We start from the raw sequence: 25,165 nt of genomic DNA on the forward strand, positions 1-25,165 counted from the left end.
TAACGTTCCCCGCCAGACGATCGGCAACGAATCCCGGTTAACTCAACGCCTGCGCTTTTAAGTAACGCTTCATCTTGTCATATTCATTGCTGACATACTGCTCTGCGGCGCGCTGATCAATAATAGGTTCAACGCGCACCGCGCAATATTTGTATTCGGGCGTTTTCGTTATTGGGCTAAGATTCTCGCCCACCAGCTCGTTACAGGCACCTATCCACCACTGGTAGGTCATATAAACCGCCCCTTTATTGGTCCGATCGCTTACCTGAGCGCGGCTAATCACCTTACCCTTGCGCGAATAGATCCATACCAGCGCCCGATCCTCAATGCCCAGTCGCTCGGCATCCTCATTATTGATCTGCACATAGCCCGGCTCATCCGCCAGCGCGACCAGTGCCGCACAGTTGCCGGTCATAGAACGACAAGAGTAGTGGCCCACCTCACGTACCGTAGAGAGAACCATAGGATATTCGTCGTTAAGTTTGTCCTGCGGAGCAAACCATTCGCAGGCGAAGAACTGCGCCAGACCATTTGGCGTAGTGAATTTATCCTTAAACAGCCAGGAGGTCCCCTGGTCGGCATCGGACTCATCCCGGCATGGCCACTGGATGTAACCCAGCTCGCCCATTTTTTCATAAGTGGCGCCGTAGAAGTTCGGGCATAAATGACGCATCTCATCCCAGATCTCCTGCGTATTGTTATAGTGCATCGGGTAGCCCATGCGGGTCGCAATTTCGCTGATAATTTGCCAGTCCGTTTTCAGGTCCCACTGCGGCTCCACCGCCTTGAAAAAACGCTGGAACCCACGATCGGCCGCCGTGTAGACCCCTTCATGCTCGCCCCATGAAGTAGATGGCAGAATAACGTCAGCCGCCGCTGCCGTTTTGGTCATGAAAATATCCTGCACAATTACCAGCTCCAGATCGCTAAAGGCTGTGCGAACCGCGGCCAGCTCTGCGTCGGTCTGCAACGGATCTTCGCCCATGATATAGGCGGCACGCACCTCCCCTTTTGCGGCCCGGTGCGGCAGCTCACTGATACAGTAGCCTGCGTGCGCCGGCAGGCTTTCTACTCCCCATGCGCGGGCAAACTTTTCACGGTTAGCCGCCTCGCTGACAGACTGGTAGCCAGGATAAGTATTCGGCAAGACGCCCATATCGCAGGCGCCCTGAACGTTATTTTGCCCCCGCACGGGGCCTACGCCAACGTGAGGCTTGCCAAGATTACCGGTAAGAATGGCCAGGCTGGTGAGCGCACGAACGGTTTCCACTCCCTGATAGAACTGGGTAACGCCCATTCCCCAAAGAATGGTTGCGGTTTTCGCCGTGGCATATAAACGGGCGCATTGGCGAATTTCCTGCGCGCTGACGCCCGTTATGTTTTCTACCGACTCCGGTGAATAAGCGGCAACGATTTTACGGTACTCTTCAAAGCCTTCAGAACGCCCGGCAATAAAGGCTTTGTCATAGAGATCTTCGGCAATAATTACCTGCGCAATAGCGTTAAGCAGCGCGATGTTTGAGCCATTACGCAGCGCGATATACATATCGGCAATCTTGGCAGTTTCAATTTTGCGCGGATCGCAAACGATGATTTTTGCCCCGTTACGTTTAGCATTAATAATATGATTGGCCACGATAGGGTGCGAATCTGCCGGGTTATAACCAAAGATAAAGACCAAATCCGTCCGATCGATTTCCGTTATCGCATTACTCATCGCACCGTTACCAATCGACTGCTGCAAACCAGCAACCGACGGGCTGTGACAGGCGCGTGCGCAGCAATCCACATTATTCGTACCGATAACGGCACGCGTGAATTTTTGCATCACATAATTGGTTTCATTACCGGTTCCGCGTGAGGAGCCGGTAGTTTGGATCGCATCGGGGCCATACATTTTCTTAATCGTATTCAGCCGCCCGGCGACATAATCCAGCGCTTCATCCCAGCCGACCGCCTCCAGCCTGCCACCGCGCTGACGACGTATCATCGGGGTTCTCAGGCGCGGCGTGAGTAGTTGAGTATCATGGATAAAATCCCAGCCGTAATAGCCTTTCAGACAAAGCGTGCCCTGGTTATTTTTCCCCATCGCCGCTTCAGCGCGAATAATTTTATCCTTATCAACCACCAGCTTAAGCTTGCAGCCCGATGCGCAGTAAGGACATACCGTTGTGATTTTTTTCATAAAGAGGCCCCGTTTCACCATGCCAGATTAAACAGCAGTAAATAGCTAAAGCGCTGGCTGATACCCAGTTCAATCGCGTTCTGTACCGGCGGTAGCGCCAGCAGGAGCAGCCATATAAGTGCAAATAACGTGCGTAACAACATGGCTATCCCCTGTTTTTCAACTGCTGTTGTTCTTTTTGTACCTTGCGCAGCAGCAGCCACATACGCACGGTGCGTACGGCCACGTTACGCGCTGCGGAACTGGGCGGGAGCGGATCGGGAACCGGCAATTCTTTGGCTGCTTTAGGATGCACAATACCGTTAAGCGTCAGGTTCGCGACGATAGCAACCAGCGTACCGATGGTGATACCGCTGTGCATAAACAGCTGCAGCATCGGGGGATATTGTGTGAAGAGACCGGGAACCAGCACCGGCATCATGCCCAGCCCTAACGTCAGAGCAACCACCAGCCCGTTATTATTATTGCGATAATCCACCTGCCCCAGAGTACGAATGCCTGACACGACAACCATGCCAAACATCACAATGCCTGCACCGCCAAGAACTGGTTTCGGGATCAGTACCACCAGCGCCGCCATTTTGGCGAAAATGCCCATTAACATAAGAATGATGCCGGAGAGTGACACGACAAAACGGCTGCGTACGCCGGTTAAGCCGATCAGGCCGACGTTTTGTGCGAAAGCAGAGTAAGGAAAGAGATTAAAAAACCCGCAAATCACGGTAGCCAGCCCGCAGGTATTCAGGCCGTTGCGCAGCATAACGGCATCCACACTTTTGCCCACGATATCGCCCGTGGCCATTAACGAAGACATGGTTTCAACCATCACCACCACCATCACCATAGAAAGCAACGCGACGGGCAAAAGGTGGAATTCAGGCCGGGCAAAATGCATAAACTGCGGTAAGTGAAACCAGGAGGTACTGTAAACAAGATTAAAATTCAGCGGGATAAAGAAGTTCCAGATCACCGTTCCGGTAATCAGGCCAATCAGGACGGCAATATTTTTAATCATGCCGGTGGCAAAAGTATAAAGATTAAGAATGATCACCAACGTAATAGCCGCCATCAGCAGCGAGAGCAGGTTGCCAAAATCGCTCATGTCGCTACTGCCGCCGCCTACCCAGACTCCGGCAACCGGCATAATCGACATGCCAATAAGCGTCACGATAGAACCCATCACCACTTTCGGAAAAAAGCGTATTAATCGGCTAATCCAGGGCGCGCAAAAAAGAATGAAAACGCCGGCGACAATTACCGCCCCGGATATTGCGCCAAGACCGTACTCTTTACCGATCAGCACCATAGGGATCAGTGCAGCAAAAGTACAACCCTGAATCAACGGCAGTTTACAGCCCAGCCAGCGGCCAATGCCCATTGACTGCACCAGAGTGGCCACGCCGCAAATAAACAAATCTGTGCTAATTAGCAGGATTATGTGCTGTTCAGGTAACCCTACGGCGCTTCCTATCACCAACGGAACCGCGACCGCACCGGCATACATCACTAATACATGCTGCAGTCCATAAAGGAACATTTGGCCAATAGGCAAAACCTCATCCACGGGGGACGATGATATTTGCGGGCTTAATACCGTTCTGGCGGATTTTTTCATAAACCAGTTCTCTTTTGTACGGCTCCTGCACAGTTAGGCGCCAGGAGCTACGATTCGAAGGCCTTCGCCTCCCTGGTCTGATGTTGCCATCAGGATGTTGCGCGCATGATGGGATAATGCGTAAGACGTGCCAGAATTGGGCAAAGCCTGACGCTAAAAAGGTATCTGTGAAGGGCGTCACGGGTTAGCGCGAAAAACTGCCAGCAACGAAACAAGAGAAAGTGAAACAGCGCCCTTTTTTCCCTTTGACGACGAAATAAAAGGCGATAAAACAATGCGCTTTTCTCACTTTGAGAGGTTACTTCTCATTCCGGGATACCTTTTACAAGCGCGATAAAACGCTCGATCCCCAGGAAAAGGGGACGTAGAGCGGGGAGGTAAATTGCGGAAAGAAATATCAACGCGAGGAGAAATGGCGGCGTCGGGAAAACGATCCTGACACCGCAGAGAGGGTTTACAACGCGGCCATACGCCGCCACATTTTTTGCGCAGCGATACGGGCTTTTTCATAAAGCGGCGCCACATCCAGTACAAAGGCTTTGTCCTGATAAACGGCCCGCCCGGCAACAAAAACGCTGTCAACGGCGGCGCTGTTCATGCCAAAAGCCAGATGCCCGGCAAGATTTTCCGCACATAGCGGAGTCGGGGCGGCGTAATCAAATAGGGTCAGATCGGCAGTGTAACCGGCCGCCAGGCGGCCAAAAGGCTGACCGAAGTTACGCTCAAGCAAAACATTGCCGTTATACAGCATCTGTAAAAATTTATCGGTGCCTGCCAGCCCGCCCGCATCACGGTGTTTAAACCAGGCAAATTTTAACTCCTCCAGCATATCGGAACCGATGCCATCAGTGCCCAACGCAGCCCATTTCACGGCGGGTAAATGCGAATTGTATCCTACGTGATTATTCATATTAGAGCGGGCGTTATGCACCAGAAAAGCATTGTGCTGGTTCAACAGTTCAATTTCCTGCGGCGAAATCCAAAGCCCATGCGCGATCAGCGTTTTTTCACTGAGAAGGCCGAACTTATTCAGGCGAACCAGCGGATCCATGCCATATTTATCGTGACTGTGAGAAACATCGTAGCGATCTTCGGCAACGTGAATATGCAGCCCTCGTCCGGTTTCTTTACAGGCCCCGGCAAGATGCTCCAACCCAATATCCGGTACGGTGAAAGGCGCGTGCGCCCCCATATGCGCCTCAACCAGATAATGCTGTGGATTTTTCCGTTTTTCCCTGTCGATCAGCTGCGCAAACTCGCTGTTTTCTTTGATTCCCGCCAGCAGCTCCGCCTGTCCGCCGTTACGATCGGTAGTTTCAAAACAGGTCATACCGCGCAGGCCCACATGAATAAACGCCTCGCGCAGCACCGCCAGCGAGCCCTGTATAAAAGCCGGTGAGGCGTGATGATCGATAACGGCAGTGCAGCCGTTTTTGATCGCCTCCAGCGAGCAGATAACGCCGCTGTAATAGAGTGACTCTTCATCCAGCGCCCGATCGAGACGCCACCAGAGGTTTTTCAGCGTGGAAATAAAGTCCGGACACGGCCCAATTGGTGCCATCACGCCACGCGACAGTCCCGAATAAAAGTGATTGTGGGCGCAAACCAGCCCCGGCATTACCAGCTTGCCGTTCATCTCTTTGACGACGGCCTGCGGATAGAGAGAGCTCAGATTTTCGCCCACCGCCACGATTTTATCATCGGCAATAACAATATCCGTTGCGGGATTGACCGAGGCGGGGAACAGCTCGACGGCGATACAGTTTTTTAGCAGCAGCATGTTATTCCTCCACGGTGCCTAATAAGTAATAGTGATGCTGACGGGTGTAATCGATAATCGCCGCCATTTCGGTCAGCGCTTCCGGCAGATCGACTATTCGTCGCTGTCCATCCAGCTTCAGCTGCCATATTTTCCCGTCGTGGCGGATACGTATCTCATCTCTGCCCAACAGGAAGCCGGGATTGCTGCTGTTATTAAAATCCTGAGCAAGGCTAAACAGCGTGATCTTGTCGGTATAAGGCTTGCCCTGCCACGGACAGAACTGCGCACAGTTGCCGCACTCATTACACAAGGCGTCGAGATGCAGGATCTGTTGACGGCTGTTAAAGCCCGGCACGGCGATGGCGACATTTGCCCGATTAGGACAAACATCAACGCATTTACTGCACACATAGTTGCAAGAAAGACAGCGCTCGGCCTCCTGACGGGCAAATGCATCAGGCGCATCAGAGGAAACCTGCCGTAGCGCAATGCGCCCTTTACGGGCATAAATTTCAAGCGGATCGGTATTCAGACGATAAGACGGCGACGAACCGTTGCTGATATTTTCACGCGCCAGGATAGCATCACAGGCCTTACGCGCGCCGCCAATGGCCGCCACAATTGAGGCCGGACCGCTTTGCACATCACCCATCAGGAAGACGTTCTCTAAGGTGGTTTCCAGCGTATCCGGATTGACCTCTGGGATCCCGTCGCGCCCCACCGTCAGGCCAAACTGCCGCAAGAGCTGTTCGTCGTTTTTTTCACCGGTCGCGGTAATTAAAGCGTCAAAATGTTGCGTCAGCGTCCGATCGGTGGCGACAGGACGGCGACGGCCATCCTTGCCCGGCTCGCCGGGCTTCATTACCCGTAGCTGCAGCGAACCATCAGGCTCATAACGTTCCGGATTAACCAGCGTCATGAAGGTAACGCCTTCGGCTCTGGCTTCGGCGATCTCTTCAGGCCAGGCGGGCATATCCTCTTCCTGACGACGGTAAATAATGGTCGCGCTATTAACGCCATCCAGTCGCAGCGCGGCGCGGGCACAATCCATCGCGGTATTCCCGGCCCCCACTACGGCAATATCGCCATACAGCGAAACCTTGTTCTGATTAAACTGGCGCAGGAAATGAAATGACGGCAAAACATTGGGATTATCGCCCTCCAGCTGGAGCCTGGCGCTGCTGCCGGCTCCAGTACCGATGCAGACATAGTGGAATCCCTGACGTTTCAGCGCGGCGGGCGTTATCCCTTCCTGACAGCCATACACAAATTTCACGCCGTGATCGGCTATAAAATCAATATCCTGCTGTATCAGCTCTGCGGGAATGCGGAAGCGAGGCACGATATTTCTGACTATGCCGCCAGCGTTATCTTCACGTTCAAACAGCGTGACCGGATGGCCAGCTCGCGCCAGAAAATAGCCCGCAGCCAGGCCGGCGGGCCCGGCACCGATCACCGCGACCGGATGTTTTTCACCGGATCCGGCGGGTTTGTGCCAGCGCTGACGGTAGCCTTCCCACCCTTTTTCACGCACGATTTTTTTGATTTGGCGAATATTGAGCGCATTGTCATAATCCAGACGAGTACAGTTGTACTGACACTGATGATCGCAGATATGACCGGTAATCGAAGGCAGGGCATTGCGTTGATAAATTAATGACAGCGCATCAACATAACGCCCCTCTCCGGCCAGCCGCAAATATTCCGGAATATCCTGTTTAATGGCGCAGGCGGTCACGCAGGGCGCGATATAACAATCGGTCAGCGGCAGCGGTCCGCCCGCATCGATCTCTGCTTTCCCTTTCCAGCTTTTTTGCGCCCAGTCAACTTCCAGCGCCAGTCTGGCCAGCTCGTTGAGCCGTTCGACGTCAATCCCCTGCTCCTGACGCGGCGCGCAGTTATCCAGCAGCCGGGCGCAGGTCGCCATACGTAAATACCCGCCCGGCTTCAGCAGATCCGTCGCCATAGTGATGGGCTGAATGCCGGTAGCCAAAATATCGCAGATATTGTACTGGCTGGCGCCGCCTGAATAGGAGATGGGCAACTGCCCGTTAAAATGACGCGAAAGCAGCGCCGCCACGTTTATTGACAGCGGGAATAATGCCCGTCCGGACATGTACATCTCATCGCCGGGCAGGCGTTTTTTATGGTTGCGGGTTCCCAGGGTGTTGGTCAGCTTTACGCCGAAGCTGAGCTGCCTTTCCTTTGCCAGCGCCACCAGACGCCCCAGCATATCCAGTGCCTGCGTCAGCTGTAGATCATGGCTGAAGGCCTCTTCATCCAGTTCAATATAGTTAAAACCGTTGCCATCAAGAATGCTGCGCACTTTGCCGTAGCCCAGCAGCGTAGGGTTTAGTTTGACGAAGGTATGAATCTTTTTCTCCGTCAGCATATAGCGGCAGATAGATTCAATTTCATCTGGCGGACAGCCGTGCATGGTCGAGAGCGTCACGCTGCGCACCAGGTGCGGATGGATCGTTTCTGTCAGCTGGTTCAGAACGGCCGGCGTGGCCTTAGCTAATAAGCGCCAGCCGCCGCGCTGAATAAACTGCGCCAGCTCCTGACGGTAACGGTTAAATTTCTCATTTTTGTCGGCATCCAGCATTTCATTGATGAACTTCTGCATCGGCGGCTGAGTAATGCCTTTGAGATCGTACCCCACGCTCATATTAAAAATAAAAGAGCGCCCCCGATCGGGATTACGCGGCGACAGCAGCGCCTCCAGCAGCCATAGCGCAAACCAGGCTTTGAGATATTCATCCCACGCTTTCGCGAGGGTAAATTCAGTAGACCATTCGGTATTAAACGCCTCATCGCTGGAATCGATACAGGGTTTCTCCAGCTCCAGCCGGTCGAGGATTTGTACGGTTTTCAGCTCAATAAAGCTGCCGCCGGTCAGCCAGGCGACAATAATATTGGGCGCCAGCTGCGTATGCGGCCCCGCCGCCGGGCCAATAGCCGTATCGCAGGTTTCGCCGAACAGTGAAATTTGCTTCTCCGGGTTACGGACATAAAATTCGTTTTCAGGAATGCCGAAAATGCTTTGTTCCTCTTCATATTCGGCACAGATGCGCGTCAGTAGCTCACTAAAAGGAATAGGACGCATAATGTCAGCCATACATTGCTCCTTGCTGAAATTTATTGTGTTTACCAGCCCGCTGCGCCATATCAGTTTCGTTCGCGCAAGCCGTTATTTGTTTAAAGCAACTTCCAGACCACTCCGGCCACCCTGGCGTTTTTAGGCGTGGAGAGTGATCGGTTTCTCATTCTGCTAAGTGAAATATCATCCGAAATTGTCAGAGTGATTCTCTGTTTCTCACTATGAGAAAAAAGCTTCCGATGGAAAATTTAACGTTTTGATTTTAAATAAAAAATAAGCGGCATAAGAGTTGCTAGGCATGACGTATCGGCAAAAAGGAGAAAAAGCGATGCGTTTATTTAACGAACTGGCGCGCCTTGAAGAACAGAATTGTGCCTTTGCCCTGCTGCAGATCATCGAGTGTCGCGGCTCCACGCCGCGTCATTCGGCGTGGATGATCGTCACCGAGCAGGGCGATACGGCGGGCACTATTGGCGGCGGGATGATGGAGCGGCTGGCCATTGATGCGGCGCGGGAAGCGATCGCGCAGGGCGCTTCCCGGCTCTTTGAGGCGCGGCTGGCGCGTCAGGGAGAAAATGCGGTAGGTTCAGATTGCGGCGGGGCTATGACCATTCATATTGCCGTTTATCCCCGTCGTCCGGCGCTTTTTCTGCTGGGCGCGGGCCATGTTAACCGCGAGGTCGCCAGGCTGGCCGTTGGACTTGGCTTCATCGTAACGCTGGCGGATACCTGGCCCGCTAATTTACAGCATCCTGATCTGCCAGCAGTATGCCGTCGCGTCGGCGGCAACGATTACGCCGCCATCGTGCCTCAGCTTGGTCTTGATGAGCAAAGTTATGTGATTATCGCCACCAACCATGAAGATCGCGAAGCGCTGGAGCAGATTATTGATTTGCCGTTCCGCTATCTGGGGCTGCTGGCCAGCACGCGAAAAGCCCACCATTTCCGTAATTTGCTGCGTAAAGAACATGGCCTTAGCGAAGAACAGCTGGCGCGGCTGCACGCCCCGCTTGGCCTGAGGATTGGCGCAGAGACGCCGGTGGAAATTGCCGTCAGCATTATCGCCGAGCTGATCCAGCTTTACCGAACCGGCCAGATTATCCCGGTATCGCAGCAGCAGGATCCGGCGTCTGCCGCCAGGCTAACGCCGGTCGAAAAGCCAGTACCGCTTAGCGGCTAATGGTTGTTCCGGTTAAACCGGCAATGCCGTCTTTGGCGCGCTCCAGCAGAGTGATTAAGGTTTTTCTGCCGGGGCGCGAGGCCGCAAATGTCAGGGCCGCTTCAACTTTTGGCAACATCGAACCCGGCGCAAATTGCCCTTCAGCAATGTATCCCTCGGCCTCTGCCACCGTCATATGATCCAGGCCGCGTTCTTGTGACGTATTAAAGTTAATCGCCACTTTTTCTACCGCCGTCAAAATAATCAGCATATCGGCGTTAAGATCGCGCGCCAGAATCGCGCTGGCCCGGTCTTTATCAATCACCGCGCTCACGCCCTTCAGAACATCGCCCTCCGCCACCACCGGGATCCCGCCGCCGCCAATAGTGACCGGCACCACGCCTGCAGCCAGCAACGCCTCGATCGCTTCAATCTCCACGATCTCTTTGGGCTCCGGCGAGGCAACAACGCGTCGCCAGCCACGGCCCGCATCCTGTTTAACCGCCGTTCCCTGGACTGCCAGCGAGTCGGCATCCTCCTGGGTTAAAAAGCTTCCAATCGGTTTATCCGGTTTGAGAAAAGCGGGATCGTTAGCATCGACGCGCACCTGAGTAATGAGCGAAGTGACACACTTGTGAATACCTCGTTTGAGCAGCATTTCTCGTATGGCATTCTGAAGATCATAACCGATATATCCCTGGCTTAACGCCACGCATACCGACATCGGCAACACGGGTGAATGCGTTGGCGTATGGGCCGCCGCTTCAAAAGCCTGCTGGATCATACCAACCTGTGGGCCGTTACCGTGCGTTATGACTAACTCGTGCCCTTCTTCAATCAGGTCGACAATAGCCGATGCCGTGGTATGAACCGCCTTCATCTGTTCGGTCAGGCCTTTGCCTAAGGCATTGCCGCCAAGGGCAAGTACAATTCTCTGCTTCATTTATTGACTCCAGGATGTTTTGAGAGGAAAGGTTTCCGGTGGATAAAACGCCCATGCCCGGCTTTGCCGCAAAATATCCCGTCCCGCCAGACTGTCTCTCCTCTTGAAAGCGTCATTACCGGCCAGCCGTGACATTTAAACCCCTCCCAGGGAGAATAATCGGCGTTGTCGTGTAGATCGGAATGCCGAATCACCTGACGCCGCTGCGGATCGAACAGCACCAGATCGGCATCGCTGCCGGACAGCAGGCTGCCTTTGTTTGGCCACAGTCCAAACAATCGCGCCGGATTTGCGCTGGTCAGCGCAACAAAGCGGGAAGCGCTAATCCTTCCTTTCGCCACCCCTTCAGAGAACAGCAGCGCCAGACGGTTTTCTACGCCGGGCAGGCCGTTTGGGCAGCGGGTAAAATCGCTGGCGGCCCGCGCCTGGCGCAGAGAATAAGGGAAGGTGCAATGATCGGTCGCTACCGTATCGATGCTGCCATCGTTGATGCCGCTCCACAGACTGTCCAACTCGGTATGAGGTCGTAGCGGCGGGCTAAGAATATATTTCAACGCGTCTTCCTGCTGATAATGCCCGATATCCAGCAGCAGGTATTGCGGGCAAGTCTCCATCCACACGGGCTGGCCGCGTGCTTTCGCCAGCTTGATATATTCCATCCCCAGACCGTTAGAAAGATGCACAATGTACAACGGCGCGTTACCGGCCAGCTGGGCCAGATTGATGCTACGGGCAATGGCCTCCGCCTCACAGGCCACAGGGCGACTTAATGCATGCCAGATCGGTGCCCGCTTATTTTCAGCAATAAACCGCCGACGGTTATGGGCGATGACCGCGTCATTCTCCGGATGTACCGTCGCCAGGGCGCCCACTTCTTTCAGACGCTCCAGCAAACGCAATATGTCGCCGTCACTCAGGTGATATTGATAGGTCAGATAGAATTTAAAACTGCTGATACCTTCCATATGCACCATCGAATAGAGCTCATCCAGTATCGCCTCATCTACATGCTGGATAACGCCATGAAAGCTGTAGTCAATCACCGCCTGGCCGCGCGCATCGCGATGATATTTTTCCAACTGATGATGAAGATTGCAGCCTGCCGGGCCAAAACCCATATGATCGACAATAGTGGTGGTGCCCCCACAGGCCGCCGCACGCGTGCCGCTATAAAAATCATCACAGCTCACGTCGGTGCCGGTATCAATATTGAAATGAGTATGGACATCAATACCGCCGGGCATCACCAGCAGGCCGCTGGCGTCAATAACCCGATCGGCGACGGCAGCGTCAATACAGGCGGCGGTTTTAATGATTTTTTCACGCTCGATCAGCACGTCACCCCTGTATTCCCGCGTATCGTCAACCAGCGTCCCGCCTTTAATCAGTGTTAACATGATACGACTCCTGGAGAGCCCAGGCGGGCGCTCCTTAGCGGCTTAACGATCGGTCTGTTGCAGCCATGCCAGCGGGATTGCCGCATACATCGCCGCACAGGTTACGAGGTGAGATTTCCAGGTTTTCTCATTGGGCGCATGCGCCTCTGGCTCTTTACCCGGTCCAAAGCCGATCACCGGGATACCGTGGCGGCCCATGATCGAAACCCCGTTAGTGGAAAAGGTCCATTTATCCACCGTCGGCTGTTGTTTAAACAATCCCTGATAAGCGGTGGTTAACGCGCGCACCGTAAAGTGATCCTCTGCCACTTTCCAGGTTGGGAAATAACATTCGGTCGGATAAGTAAGCCCGGTCCAGGAGGGACGGTCGTATTGATAGAGCGAAACTTTCGCACAGGCTTTTTGCACCGCCGGTAAGGCGCGGATCTCTTCCAGCGCGCCTTCCCAGCTTTCGCCCCATGTAAGACGACGGTCAATGGAAACGGCGCAGCTATCCGCCACGGCGCAGCGGCTTGGTGAGGTAAAGAAAATTTCAGAAACCGTCAGCGTGCCTTTACCCAGAAATTCATCGTTGCCCAGCCTGTCGGCCAACGTTTGCAGCTCCATCAGGATCGGCGCCATTTTGAAAATAGCGTTATCGCCGCGTTCCGGCGCGGAACCATGACAGCTGATCCCCTCGACCTCGACGCGGATTTCCATCCTGCCACGGTGACCGCGATAAATACGGCAATCGGTAGGTTCCGTACTGACTACAAATTCCGGGCGAATATTTGACTGTTCGATAAGGTATTGCCAGCACAGGCCATCGCAGTCCTCTTCCTGTACGGTGCCGGTCACCAGCAGCTGATATTCATCTTCCAGCCCCAGATCCTTGATAATCTTACCGGCATACACCATCGAGGCCATGCCGCCTTCCTGATCGGATGTTCCGCGGCCACCAATGATCTCATCATCTTCCATGCCGAGGTAGGGATCGAACGTCCAGTTGTTTATGTTGCCCACGCCGACCGTATCGATATGCGCATCCATGGCCAACAGGCGCGGACCATGGCCTATATAGCCCAGCACATTGCCCATTGGATCGATTTCAACCTTATCGAATCCAACTTTCTCCATCTCCTGTTTAATTCGGTGCGCGACACGTTTTTCATCGCAGCTTTCGCTGGGGATAGCCACCATATCGCGTAAAAAGCGCGTCATTTCCGGTTGATAGCGTTGTGCCAGCTGTAAAATGTCGCTGAAGGGAATTGGTTTAGCCATATCTGTGATCCTTATTTAATGATGTGATATTCCGTCTTTACCTTCCCAGACCACTTCACGGTAGTGCTGAGGGTCCGTATCGCCTTCGGTATTGATAATCAATACGCGCGAGTCTGGTGTGAGGTGGAGCTGTTGCTTAAGCAGATGATGCTGTGGGTGATGAGCGATAGCCGCCAGCACTCCCATGCCAGGGGCGCCTGATTCACCGGAAATAATCGCCGCATCCCCTTCAAGAGGATTGCCTAATACCCGCATTCCTAGCGCTGAAACACGATCTTCACAGGAGATAAAGTGATGTACGTTGTTACGCAGCAGCGGCCAGCCCAACGGATTAGGTTCACCACAGGCCAGCCCAGCCATAATGGTGTTTAGCTCGCCGCCAACGTTAACTATCTGGCCCTGCACGCCCGAACGATAAAGGCAGTCGGCGCGTTCCGGCTCAACCACAATAGCCCGTACGGCGCCGGGCCCGTAGTGGTCAACCAAATAGCCCAGCACCCCTGCCGCCATCGCGCCCACCCCAGCCTGAAGCAGTACGTGAGTCGGCGGAGCAGCACCAAGTTTATCCAGCTGTTCCACGGCCTCATCGGCCAGCGTGGCGTAGCCCTGCATAATCCAGGTGGGGATTTCTTCATAGCCTTCCCAGGCGGTGTCCTGCACCATATGCCAGCCTTTCTGTTGGGCATGGCGCAGCGTCAGACGCACGGTATCGTCGTAGTTCATATCCGTAACGATGCATTCTGCGCCGAGATCGGTAATGTGTTTAACACGCGCCGCGGAAGATCCTTTGGGCATATAGATAACTGCATGCTGGCCCAGCGCCTTTGCCGCCCACGCCACTCCCCTGCCATGATTACCGTCAGTGGTGGTCGCTAACGTGAGCGGCGGATGCTGCTGCTGGCGAAAGGTATCGAAAGAGAAGGTCGCAACATCCAGCTGCCAGATTTTGCACAGCAGCTGCGCCACCGCCCATGTGCCGCCTAACATTTTGAAGGCGTTAAGGTTAAAACGCTGTGACTCATCCTTAACCAATACTTTATCGACCCCTAAAACGCGGGCAAAGTTATCCAGCGAGTAAACTGGCGTTGGCTGATAGCCTTTAAGCGTGCAGTGAAAACGGCGCGCCTGCCTGGCGGCATCAGTATTAAATACTGGATCCCGCTGAGGCCGCAGATTAGCGTTGTCGGCAATCTGCATACGTAACTCGAATTGGGACATAGAGCTTCCTCAAGTCAAAACAACAGCGAACCGGCGGCAGTTTGCGTTTATTAGCAAACCGCGCGGGCCGCCCGTTTATTTACAGATGCGAGGCACGGCAGCCTCAAGACGTTTCGCCAGAATATCTGCCGGATTGGCAAACTTACGCGCCAGAATCATGGCGGCGATGATCAGCGGCTTCCAGCTCGCCTCTTTGTAGGTTGGGATGCGGTAACGCTCAAAAACGCTGGCCTCGACCTCGCCGTGTTCGCAGGAGACGCCGCTAATGTCCGCCGGCAGGCAGTGCATATATAGCGCGCTGCCGTTGCGAGTCAGTGCCATCATCTCTTCGCTGCAGTGCCAGTTCTGATGACGGGCATTTTCCGCCAGGCAGGTTTGCTCAAGAGCTTTCAGACCAGCCAGATCGTGGTTACGCAGCAGTTCGGTACGCTGCTGCATGATCTGCCACGGCGCCCAGGACTTCGGATAGACAATATCGGCATCTTTAAACGCCTCTTCCATCGACGAGACCTGCCGGAAGCTGCCGCCGGAGGCGTGGGCATTGTTAGCCGCGACGTCAAGAACGTCAGGCAACAGGCCATAACCTTCCGGATGCGCCAGCGTTACGTCCATGCCGAAACGGGTCATCAGGCCCACGATCCCTTGCGGTACGGAAAGGGGTTTGCCGTAGCTGGGTGAATAGGCCCAGGTCATGGCGATTTTTTTCCCTTTCAGCTTGTCCAGCGAGCCAAAATGCTCTTTCAGCCAGGCCAGATCCGCCATCGCCTGCGTGGGATGATCGATATCGCACTGAAGGTTAATAATCGCCGGACGCTGCGGCAGCACGCCGGACTGATACCCTTCGTCAAGCGCTGCGCCCACTTCCCGCATATAGGCGTTGCCCGCGCCGAGATACATATCGTCACGGATCCCGATCGCTTCCGCACAGAAGGCGATCATATTGGCCGTTTCGCGCACGGTTTCCCCATGCGCAATTTGTGATTTCCCTTCATCCAGATCCTGCTGCGCCAGCCCCAGCAAATTAAGCGCGGAGGCATAAGAGAAGCGCGTGCGCGTAGAATTATCGCGGAAAAGAGAAATACCGAGCCCATTATTGAAAACGCGGGTATCGATATTTCCGGCACGCATGAGTTTTAACGCTTCAGCCAGGTAAAGCACCTGCTCCAGTTCATCGTGCGTTTGTTCCCAGCTCAGTAAAAAATCTTTTTTATGCAAAGAAGATTTTTTCTCCCGGCTCAGCTTAATCAGTCGTTTTATTTCATCCATTATTTGCATACCTTTTCGAGTTAAACCGCAGAATAGACGTCGCCTGTTGATAAAAGGGAAAACGTTCTGGAATGGAACAAACAAGTTTTGTGCCAGGTTTTATCTCATCATAAAGAGTGTGGCTTTTATCATGTTTTTTAGCGCTATTTTGGCGCTACTCTGCTGGTAGAAGAAAAATAAACACGGTGAGTTCTGTTTGCCGGAGGGATCAAAATGAGAAAAGAAACTCCCGTTATCAAATTGAGAGAAGAACCAGGTGATAACGACGTTAACGAACAACGGGCGCCGCTGGCGGCGTTTAGTGATGAAACTGACAGCATCTCTACGCTGATGAAGATCCAAAAAACGGTGCAGCATTTCGCCGCTCTGTTAGCTAATGTGTTGCACCTGGAAGTTGAGATTGTCGATAACGCGCTGCATCGTATTGCCGGCACCGGGCCCTACAGCCAGCGGCTGGGCCAAATTCCTGCCAGCAATACGCTTTTGTTATCCGAGGTAATCGACAGGCAACGTGAGGTGGTTATTTTCGATTCGCAGCGTAATTCGCTATGCCTGGCCTGTACCCAGCGGGAAAGCTGCAAAGAGCGGGGATTCGTAGGCGTTCCCGTGATTTATAAGCAGCGCTGTCTGGGAGTGATCAGCCTCGTGGCGATTAATAACGATCAGCTGCATCACCTGCGCACGCATACCACTATGTTTATCGAATATATCCGTCATATTTCCACTCTGCTGGCGGCCAATATTACTGAGCTGCAGCAAAAAGAGAGCCGCATCGATCCATTTCTGGCATTTATAGCCCAGCAAACAGAACAGGGCGTTATTATTTTTGATGCACAACGTCGCATTATTTTTATTAATAAGTTTGCCAGTCAACAGCTGAATATTAGCGTTATCCCGCCATACCCGGCGGTCATCTCGCCTTTACTGGAAAAAAAGAGTGAGGAACAGGATATAACTCTTAGCCTTAACGATCATTGCTGGCGTCTGTATGGCCGTTGGCAAGAGAGCGATAATGGCGTATTACTGGTTTTGTTCCGTAGCCTGCAACAAATAAACGATCTGCGCGAGCCGAAAACGCCGGAAATAAAAAATCTGACGGGTGATTCCCGCGCGATGCGCAAACTTAAGGCGCTGATTAACCGTATCGCTCCCAGTCCGTCAAGCGTGATGATTATAGGAGAAAGCGGCACCGGCAAAGAGGTGGTCGCCCACGCCATCCATCGCTTAAGCCCAAGATATAACAAAGCCTTTGTCGCTATTAATTGCGCGGCGATCCCGGAAAACCTGCTGGAAAGCGAACTTTTCGGCTATGCGAAGGGAGCCTTTACCGGTGCCGCTCCCGGCGGAAAAAAAGGGTTAATCCAGTTGGCAAGTGGCGGTACGCTTTTTCTGGATGAAATCGGCGATATGCCGCTGACGCTACAGGCACGGCTGCTGCGTGCCATTGAAAGCCGGGAAGTCATGCCGGTAGGCGCCAGTCAGCCCGTTCAGGTCGATATTCGTATTATTTCCGCTACTCACCAGAACCTCCAGGAGAAGATTAGCCAGGGGCTTTTCCGCGAAGATCTCTATTATCGTCTTAATGTTGTGCCGCTTTACCTTCCACCGCTGCGGAAACGGGAAAATGACCTGGTTCTGCTACTGGATCATTTCCTTGTCCTGCATGCAGAAAGAGTTGGTCGCCCCGTTACCGGCGTTAGCCCGGAAGTATTGCGTTTGTTAAGCGCTTATCCGTGGCCCGGCAACGTAAGGGAATTAAGCAATCTGGTGGAGTATCTGGTGAACATTGTGCCAGAGGGTGAAATCATTGACAGTTCGCTGCTGCCGCCGGTTTATCACTTGCGCGCCTACCACGGTGATACGCCTGACGCGCCGGAAAACCCCTCCCCGACATCGATAACATTTCCTGCCGCATCGATAGAAAACGATGCGGTATCCAACCTGAAAACGGTAGAAAAAACGCTGATTGAGGAAGCGCTTCAGCGCGTTCACAATAAAAAGCAGATCGCTGATGAACTGGGGATCGGTGTGGCAACGCTCTATCGTAAAATCAAAAAGTATGGTCTGACGTAAGTGAGACGCGTAACAGCTGTTGATACTGGACTGGCGTATCCAGATCCCAGTGAATTGAGGGGGTGGCAACCGGAACAGACTGCCGCCCTCTCGCTTTAACCAGGGTTTTCAGATTCGTATCGTCTTTCGCCTGCAAAATAATTTCACGCATATCAGCCGGCAGCAACACCGGATGCCCACATCCGCCATCATATTCCGGTACCAGACAGCGGTTGTGATAACGATGCTGCCAGAGCGCCGCATAAATATCCCCGCTCAGCAGCGGCATATCGCCAGGCACCACAAAAAAATCGCCGGGCGTAAGCCGCTTAGCTCCACAGCGAATGGAAGAGAACATACCCTGAAGATAATTATCGTTATGGCACAGCGTTATCCCGGCACGGCCTGCATAACGCTGGCGCAGCCGCGCTCCCTGATAACCGGTCACAAGCACTACCCGATCGCAAAATGAAAGCGCATTCTCCAGGGCGCTATCCAGAACGGTGATGTTTCCCCAGGGCAGCAGCATCTTCCATTCACCCATGCGCGAAGAGAGTCCCGCAGCCAGCACCAGACACTGTTTCTTCGCGCCTCCGTTGCCGATCATTATGCCTCTTCCAGTACCGCTTTTATCGATTTGATAATCGGACGATAGCCGGTACAACGACACAGATTCCCTTCCAGCGCATCGTAAATTTGCCGATCGCTGGGTTGAGGCGTGGCGTCCAGCAGCGCTTTTGCGCTCATTAAAAAACCGGGAGTACAGAAGCCGCACTGCACGCCGCCGTGGCGAACAAAAGCAGACTGAAGCCGCTGCCCTATTTTGTCCTGACGAAGCGCTTCCACGGTGGTGATTTGCGCACCGTCACACTGAGCCGCCAGTAACAGACAAGAGCAAACCGCTTTCCCTTCCATAATCACCGTACAGGCACCGCATTCGCCAACGGAACATCCCTCTTTTGTCCCGGTAAGCTGGAGATCTTCCCGCAGAAAATCAATCAACCGGCGATTATCATCAACCTGACGCCGTACGCGAATACCGTTTACCTTAAGTTCGATTATATTCATCGCTTACCTCACCTTATTATTGTTGCGCAGCCAGGGCTTCTTCCAGCATCTGACGCAGCATCTCAACGCCTACGGGCACCTTGTAAGCAGCAGACCAGCGCGAACCAATAGCCTCATTAAGCAGACTGTGCATTACCGATGCTCCCTCTTCTATCAGTTGAGCATCCAGACGACGACCGGTAAGACATTTTTCCAGCTTGATCAGACGCTGTGGCTTGCTGAACATCGCACCGTCAACCAGGCGACAGCGGATCAGGTTTTTGGCGTTATCGATGACAAACTGGCCGGTAAGGCTCTGGCGCGTGATATTAAGCGCGTTGCGACGGCCTAACTGCAGGTAGCGCTGCTGCAGGCGTTCATGCTGCAACGGCGGCGGCAGGATCACGGCGATTAACAGTTCATCCGGCTGCAGCTGTGTGCGATAGCCTGCGGTAATAAATTCGCTAAGAGGAACCCGACGGACGCCACGCTGCCGACTTTGCAGCTCAACGTCAGCATCGTACATAATCAATGGCGGCACCGAATCGGCACAGGGCGCCGCATTGGCGATATTTCCGCCCAGCGTCGCCCGATTACGTAGCTGTAATGACCCGATAGTGTCACAGGCGGTAACCAGCAGCGGGTAGTTTTTCTGCACCAGCGGGGAAGCGGTCAGATCGCTAAAGCAAACGCCCGCGCCAATCGCCACGCCTCCCTCTGCGGTTTTAACCAGCTCTTTTAGCGCTTTTATGCCTGATATATCCACCAGCGCCACGGGATCGTTTGTCAGGCGCGCCTGCACCAGGATGTCCGTCCCGCCGGCAACCGGGCGATATTGACCTTCGGCCAGATAATCAAGCGCTTCAGCCAGCGTTTTCGCCCGCCGCAGCTGCAGCGTATTGATACGCAATATCTGCTTTTTCTCGCCCGACGACACCATCAGTTCGCTTTGACGCTCCGGCTTTTTCAGCGCATATCCCAGCTTGACCTGTTCCAGCGTTAGCGGCAGCGTGTAGTTGCGCTGACCCATAGCAAAACTCACGGCATTATTCAGTGCGGCAGCCCCCAACTCAAGCACGGGCTCGCCCAGCACCTTCGCGCCATATGGCCCGGCTTTATCATGATTTTCGACGGCGATGATGTCGATTTCAGGAATATCTTTGATGGTCGGCAATAGATAGGTATCAAAGTTTTCCGACTTAACGTCACCTTGTTCAATATTGAAATCTTCCAGCATGCCGTAACCGATCATGCCCTGAGCAATGCCGCCGCACACCTGACCTTCGAAGCCGACTTTATTAATGACTTTGCCAACGTCATGAACCGCAGTGGCGCGTGTGATCTCAATTTTTCCCGTGCGGGTATCAAGCGCAATATCAGCCACCTGGCAGCCATAAACCCAGGTGAAATAGGGGCTGCCGGTGCCTTTTTCTTCATCCCAGTGAATATCCGGCGCGACATGCCAGCCATAAGCAGAGAGGTTTGCTCCGGTGGCTTTAGTGAGGTTAACCACGTCAGCAAATGACAATCGGTTATAAGGGTGATGACGATTAAAAACCCGCCCATTTTCCCAGACCAGATCGTTATTATCCTGAATATCCAGCCGCTCAGCGATGGCCTGCGCCATGCGCCCTTTTATTTTTTCCGCCGCGCTCAGCACCGCCTGCCCACCCATCAGCGTGCCGCGTGAGGCAACGGTGGAACCGCCATCGGCAATCATCGCCGTTGCGGGCTCGCTAAAGGTCACGCTCTCCAGCGGAACGCCAAAGGCTTCGGCGGCGATCAGCGACATCGTGGTTTGCAGCCCCTGACCGTTCTCTGAAACGGAGGTAGAAATATTGATGCTGGCATCGGCATTCACCTGAATCAGGGCGGACGATGCGTCCAGCCCCTCGGCTCCCAGCGAACAACCGCGATGGCTCAGCGCCAGCCCGATGCCATATTTTATTGGCCCTCCGGCCGCATTCAGGGCGGCATAATGGCGGCGCTTCTCTTCAAATTCTGTTTTATCGATCGCTTTCTGCAGCACTTCGCTGGCTGATACCGTATGCCCGGAGAGCACCTGCCCGGCCATACTGGTATCTCCCTGCTGTAGAATATTGCGCAGACGTAGCTCAACCGGCGAGAGCCCCATTGCCTGTGCAACCTCATCCATTAAGGATTCATTGGCGAAAATAACCTGCGGCGCCCCGAAACCGCGATAGGCGGAGGTGTAGTTATTATTGGTATAAACCCCGGTAACATCGATGCGCACATTAGGAATGTTATAGGGGCCTGCGGCCTGCACCGAACTGCGCCAGGTAACGAAAACGGTCTGCCCTGCATAGCTGCCGCCATCCGCCAGAACATCGATTTTAATGGCCTGAATACGCGCATCATCATCAAGACCAATTTTATATTTCATGGTATAGGGATGGCGTTTATAGCTTTCCCGCATAGATTGCTCGCGGTTATAGGTCATTTTTACTGGACGGGAGGTCAGCCATGTCAGCAGCGCCGCACGGCAGGCAAGGTGATCGATAATATCATCTTTGCCGCCGAAAGAGCCGCCCAGCACTGAGCGCTTAACATTTACCTTTGACTGGGGCAGCCCAAGATATTTAGCGACAAAGCCGCGAACGCGGTGGGCATTTTGTATCGATCCATAGACCGTTATGATTTGTTCATTATCGTCATAGCAGGTGGTAATAGATTCAGGTTCTATATAAGCATGTTCCTGAAAGCCTACCTGGTATTCATGTTCAAAAATATGGGTTGACGCGGCAAAGCCGGCATCAATATCACCTTTCACCGTGAAATGATGATTAATAATATTGTTACTACTACCGCTGTGAATTAAACGCGCACCGGGCTGGAGCGCTTCCTGCGGGGAGGTTACCGGCATCCAGGGCTTATACTCTATTTTTATTTTTTCCGCCGCCAGGCAGGCCGCTTCATAGGTTTCTGCCGCCACAACCGCCACGACATCGCCGCGAAACGCAATTTCCCGCTCTACAATAGGCGGATAATCAGGAATAACCACCCCAATCCTTTTTTCTCCGGGAATATCTTCCCAGGTGGCGATTTTTACCACTCCCGGCACTTTCGATGCTTCAGAAAGATCCACCGATGTAATCTGCCCGGCGGGAATATCCGCATAGCGGCAAACGCCATACAGCATATTTTTCATTACCAGATCGTCGCCGTAAACGGCCAGCCCTTTTACTTTGGCGGCACCATCCGTTCGCGGCACTTCACTACCCACAATTTTTGTTTCCATTAGCGTGTTATCTCCCTGGTTCAAATACCAGATTGCTCACTTTCATTCAGGTATCAGCAAGGGATGTGCCAGGAATTAATAAGTCAGACGCGAAGGAACTGAGTTGTGATGTACGCCAATAAAATTGCGGAATTAAAGTCTGTATCTAACCTTTTTTCCTTACATAACGAAAAACCCTTTTTTCACTGTGACGTACTTTTATCAAAGTGAGAAAGCGAAATGAGAAGAAAAGAGCCCCGACCTGTCGCCTCAGCGGTAAAGTCGCTGAAATATTTGAGATGCTCCACAAAGTTAATTCAAACCCGGAACAGGGGGAATATTGCGTACGTTTATTGCATATCTCTGAGGCGTGAGAGTAATGGCGGAAATAATAACAAGGGACGTAAATGAATAAATTTATTGTTACCGATCCCCAGGAATGTATCGGTTGCCACGTCTGCGAAGTCGCGTGCGTCGTGGCGCATAATAATCATCTCTGGCCAGAGGAACGCTCGGCATTTATACCGCGTATTCAGGTTATTTTTCAGGAGAAAAGCAGCGTTGCCGTAACCTGCCGTCATTGTAATGACGCTCCCTGCGTTGAGAGCTGTCCCGTTGATGCGCTGCATTTTGGCGAGCGGTCGATACAGCTTGACGAGCAGCGCTGCATCGGCTGTAAAAATTGCCTTGTCGCCTGCCCTTTTGGCGCCATTGAAATGGTTTCCCGGCAAGATCCGGCGGTGGCTATCGCGCAGAAATGCGATCTTTGCAGCCATCAGGCCTCTCCGGCCTGCGTAGCCAGCTGCCCTACCCAGGCGCTGCAGCTGCTGGACGATGCGGCGTTGGAGGCGCTGCGGCATCAGCGTCAACGCACCGCCGCCGCCGGCGTCTATCAGAAAAACGCCGCGCCAGGCTTAGCGGCCCGGTTACTGGATAAACCTGAGCGGCAGGGAGCGATAAAAATCGCCGCAGCACAACGTAAAACGCATTTTCAGGAGATCTATCAGGGGCTGGAGGCAGATCGCGCTGGCAACGAAAGTCGGCGTTGTCTTTACTGCGCGCAAAAGGCCTGGTGTAACTGGGCTTGTCCGTTACACAACGCGATCCCAGATTTTATTCGTCTGGTCAACCAGGGCCATATTCTGGAGGCAGCGGAGCTGTGCCATCAAACCAGCACCCTGCCGGAAATATGCGGCCGGGTTTGCCCGCAGGATCGCCTTTGCGAAGGCGCATGCACCTTAAAAAGCCGCAACGGCGCAGTAACCATCGGCAATCTGGAACGCTATATCACCGATACCGCTTTTGAGATGGGCTGGCGTCCTGCGATCGGCGCGATGACACCGCGTACTGAAAAGGTCGCCATTATTGGCGCAGGCCCAGCCGGATTAGGCTGTGCAGATATTCTGGCCCGTGCCGGGATCCAGGCAGATGTTTTCGATCGCCATCCGGAAATCGGCGGCCTGCTGACCTTTGGTATCCCGCCGTTCAAACTGGATAAACAGCTTATGGCGCGCCGACGCGACATTTTCAGCGCTATGGGCATCCGGTTTCATCTTAACTGCGAAATCGGTCGCGACGTTCACTTCAGCGAGCTGATGGCAAAGTATGACGCCATCTTCCTCGGCACCGGCACCTACGGCTTATTGCAGGCTGGCCTGGCTCATGAAGATGCGCCTGGCGTGGTGCAGGCGCTGCCGTTTCTGATCGCCAGCACCCGCCGGGTAATGGAGCTGGAAGAGGATCCACGCAATCCCTGGGTTAATGTGAAAGGAAAAAACGTTGTGGTGCTGGGCGGCGGAGATACCGCAATGGATTGCCTGCGCACGGCTATCCGTCGCGAAGCGGCCAGCGTGACCTGCGCCTATCGGCGCGATGAAGCCAGCATGCCCGGATCAAAAAAAGAGGTGATAAACGCGCGTGAAGAGGGCGTCGAGTTTTTATTTAACGTTCAGCCGCAGCAGATTCAGCGGGATCGTAAGGGCCGGGTTAACGGCATCAAGCTGATACGTACCGTGCCCGGAGAGCCTGGCCCTGACGGCCGCAGAAAGCCGCAACCCGTTAAAGGTTCAGAGTTTGTGCAGCCTGCTGATGTGCTGATTATGGCATTGGGTTTCAGGCCGCACGCGATGCCGTGGTTAGACCAGTACGATATAAAACTTGATAACTGGGGATTGATTAAAACCGGCGGCGGCGAACGGCTTGCCACTCAAACCAGCCAGCGCAAAGTTTTTGCCGGCGGGGATGCGGTGCACGGCGCCGATCTGGTTGTTACCGCGATGGTTGCTGGCCGCCAGGCCGCACGCGATATCTTGACGATGCTGGAACATCAGCCGGCTCAGCTTAAAGCTATGCAGGAGGCACTATGACCGATTTTATTCTTGTTGATGCGCAACGATGCATTGCCTGCCGGACCTGTGAAGTCGCCTGCGCGCAGGCGCATTTACCGCAAGGCGGCGTCAACACCACCACCTTCTTTCCACGGCTTAACGTATATAAATTAAGCCAGTCAAGCGCGCCGGCAATATGTCATCAGTGTGAAAATGCGCCCTGCGTCGGGGCCTGCCCAACCGGCGCCCTGACCCTGGATAAACATCTCGTGCAGGCCGATTCGTCGCGGTGTATTGGCTGCAAGAACTGTATCGTCGCCTGCCCTTTTGGTTGTATTTCTATTGAACCGTCAGTTAATTCCGGCAGCGCTGAAATCATTAAATGCGACCTGTGCGCCGCGCGCGAGTCGGGTCCGGCCTGTGTGGAAGTCTGCCCAACGTTTGCGCTGAGGCTCCTGCAGGCGGGCGAACTTAACGCTTTGAAGGATAAACGGGCAAAAGAGACCGGACACAAAGCTTTTCTGCTCCATCCGTAATCCCGTCAGACGTTTGGATTGCGATCGCTTATAGCCGTGCCCCAGGGGCACGGCTGGTCA

General features: G+C 53.7%; 17 protein-coding genes. 4 read left to right on the forward strand and 13 right to left on the reverse strand.

Features of this window, described 5'->3' with window-relative positions; all coding sequences use genetic code 11:
• Positions 1–37 precede the first annotated feature (37 nt).
• From fdhF to ygfK, 5 genes are all read right to left on the reverse strand, one after another.
• Positions 38–2,185 (reverse strand): formate dehydrogenase subunit alpha, encoded by a 2,148-nt coding sequence (gene fdhF / locus COO59_RS06255; RefSeq protein WP_103058946.1) that lies wholly within the window; start codon positions 2,183–2,185, stop codon positions 38–40.
• Positions 2,186–2,199: 14 nt separating this feature from the next.
• Positions 2,200–2,328: a hypothetical protein gene (locus COO59_RS21445; RefSeq protein WP_276308254.1), complete on the reverse strand. Its 129-nt coding sequence runs from the start codon at positions 2,326–2,328 to the stop codon at positions 2,200–2,202.
• Positions 2,329–2,330: 2 nt separating this feature from the next.
• Positions 2,331–3,800, reverse strand: a complete 1,470-nt coding sequence (locus COO59_RS06260) for a nucleobase:cation symporter-2 family protein (protein ID WP_103058947.1) — start codon at positions 3,798–3,800, stop codon at positions 2,331–2,333.
• A 454-nt stretch (positions 3,801–4,254) separates the two neighbouring features.
• The gene (gene ssnA / locus COO59_RS06265; protein ID WP_103058948.1) at positions 4,255–5,580 is read right to left on the reverse strand and encodes a putative aminohydrolase SsnA; all 1,326 of its coding nucleotides are present in this window, start codon (positions 5,578–5,580) and stop codon (positions 4,255–4,257) included.
• A gap of 1 nt (position 5,581) precedes the next feature.
• A complete protein-coding gene (gene ygfK, locus COO59_RS06270; protein WP_103058949.1) occupies positions 5,582–8,680 on the reverse strand; it encodes a putative selenate reductase subunit YgfK in 3,099 nt (1,032 codons plus the stop codon).
• Between the two features lie 310 nt (positions 8,681–8,990).
• Between ygfK and COO59_RS06275 the strand changes: the two genes are divergently transcribed.
• Positions 8,991–9,842 (forward strand): XdhC family protein, encoded by an 852-nt coding sequence (locus COO59_RS06275; protein WP_103058950.1) that lies wholly within the window; start codon positions 8,991–8,993, stop codon positions 9,840–9,842.
• Here the strand turns inward: COO59_RS06275 and arcC are convergent.
• The 5 genes from arcC to ygeW form a co-directional block, all read right to left on the reverse strand.
• Positions 9,832–10,764 carry a carbamate kinase gene (arcC, locus tag COO59_RS06280; RefSeq protein ID WP_103058951.1) on the reverse strand — a complete coding sequence of 311 codons (933 nt, stop codon included), beginning with the start codon at positions 10,762–10,764 and terminating at the stop codon, positions 9,832–9,834. The two genes, COO59_RS06275 and arcC, sit on opposite strands and share 11 nt — an antisense overlap.
• The gene (gene hydA / locus COO59_RS06285) at positions 10,761–12,161 is read right to left on the reverse strand and encodes a dihydropyrimidinase (protein ID WP_103058952.1); all 1,401 of its coding nucleotides are present in this window, start codon (positions 12,159–12,161) and stop codon (positions 10,761–10,763) included. The genes arcC and hydA overlap by 4 nt, the downstream gene beginning before the upstream one ends.
• Positions 12,162–12,203: 42 nt before the next feature.
• A complete protein-coding gene (locus COO59_RS06290) occupies positions 12,204–13,421 on the reverse strand; it encodes a YgeY family selenium metabolism-linked hydrolase (RefSeq protein ID WP_103058953.1) in 1,218 nt (405 codons plus the stop codon).
• A gap of 15 nt (positions 13,422–13,436) precedes the next feature.
• Positions 13,437–14,639 (reverse strand): diaminopropionate ammonia-lyase, encoded by a 1,203-nt coding sequence (gene dpaL, locus COO59_RS06295; RefSeq protein WP_103058954.1) that lies wholly within the window; start codon positions 14,637–14,639, stop codon positions 13,437–13,439.
• 75 nt (positions 14,640–14,714) lie between these two features.
• Positions 14,715–15,905, reverse strand: coding sequence for a knotted carbamoyltransferase YgeW (gene ygeW / locus COO59_RS06300; protein WP_103058955.1), 1,191 nt, complete (start codon positions 15,903–15,905; stop codon positions 14,715–14,717).
• A gap of 330 nt (positions 15,906–16,235) precedes the next feature.
• On the opposite strand from ygeW, the gene COO59_RS06305 reads away from it, so the two are divergent.
• Positions 16,236–17,978 carry a sigma 54-interacting transcriptional regulator gene (locus COO59_RS06305; protein WP_240614100.1) on the forward strand — a complete coding sequence of 581 codons (1,743 nt, stop codon included), beginning with the start codon at positions 16,236–16,238 and terminating at the stop codon, positions 17,976–17,978.
• Here the strand turns inward: COO59_RS06305 and COO59_RS06310 are convergent.
• From COO59_RS06310 to COO59_RS06320, 3 genes are read right to left on the reverse strand one after another with little or no spacing between them, the layout of a single operon-like run.
• Entirely contained in the window at positions 17,956–18,564 is a 609-nt protein-coding gene (locus COO59_RS06310) for a nucleotidyltransferase family protein (RefSeq protein ID WP_103058957.1), read from the reverse strand. The two genes, COO59_RS06305 and COO59_RS06310, sit on opposite strands and share 23 nt — an antisense overlap.
• Positions 18,564–19,025: a (2Fe-2S)-binding protein gene (locus tag COO59_RS06315; RefSeq protein WP_103058958.1), complete on the reverse strand. Its 462-nt coding sequence runs from the start codon at positions 19,023–19,025 to the stop codon at positions 18,564–18,566. The genes COO59_RS06310 and COO59_RS06315 overlap by 1 nt, the downstream gene beginning before the upstream one ends.
• Positions 19,026–19,041: 16 nt before the next feature.
• Complete coding sequence (locus COO59_RS06320; RefSeq protein WP_103058959.1) at positions 19,042–22,263, reverse strand: molybdopterin cofactor-binding domain-containing protein; 3,222 nt, start codon at positions 22,261–22,263, stop codon at positions 19,042–19,044.
• Positions 22,264–22,649: 386 nt separating this feature from the next.
• On the opposite strand from COO59_RS06320, the gene COO59_RS06325 reads away from it, so the two are divergent.
• Positions 22,650–24,608, forward strand: coding sequence for an FAD-dependent oxidoreductase (locus COO59_RS06325; RefSeq protein ID WP_103058960.1), 1,959 nt, complete (start codon positions 22,650–22,652; stop codon positions 24,606–24,608).
• Positions 24,605–25,105, forward strand: coding sequence for a 4Fe-4S dicluster domain-containing protein (locus COO59_RS06330; protein ID WP_103058961.1), 501 nt, complete (start codon positions 24,605–24,607; stop codon positions 25,103–25,105). The genes COO59_RS06325 and COO59_RS06330 overlap by 4 nt, the downstream gene beginning before the upstream one ends.
• Positions 25,106–25,165: the final 60 nt, after the last annotated feature.

Origin of the sequence: Mixta theicola (genome assembly GCF_002895925.1) — a bacterium.
Taxonomy (GTDB): Bacteria; Pseudomonadota; Gammaproteobacteria; order Enterobacterales; family Enterobacteriaceae; genus Mixta; species Mixta theicola.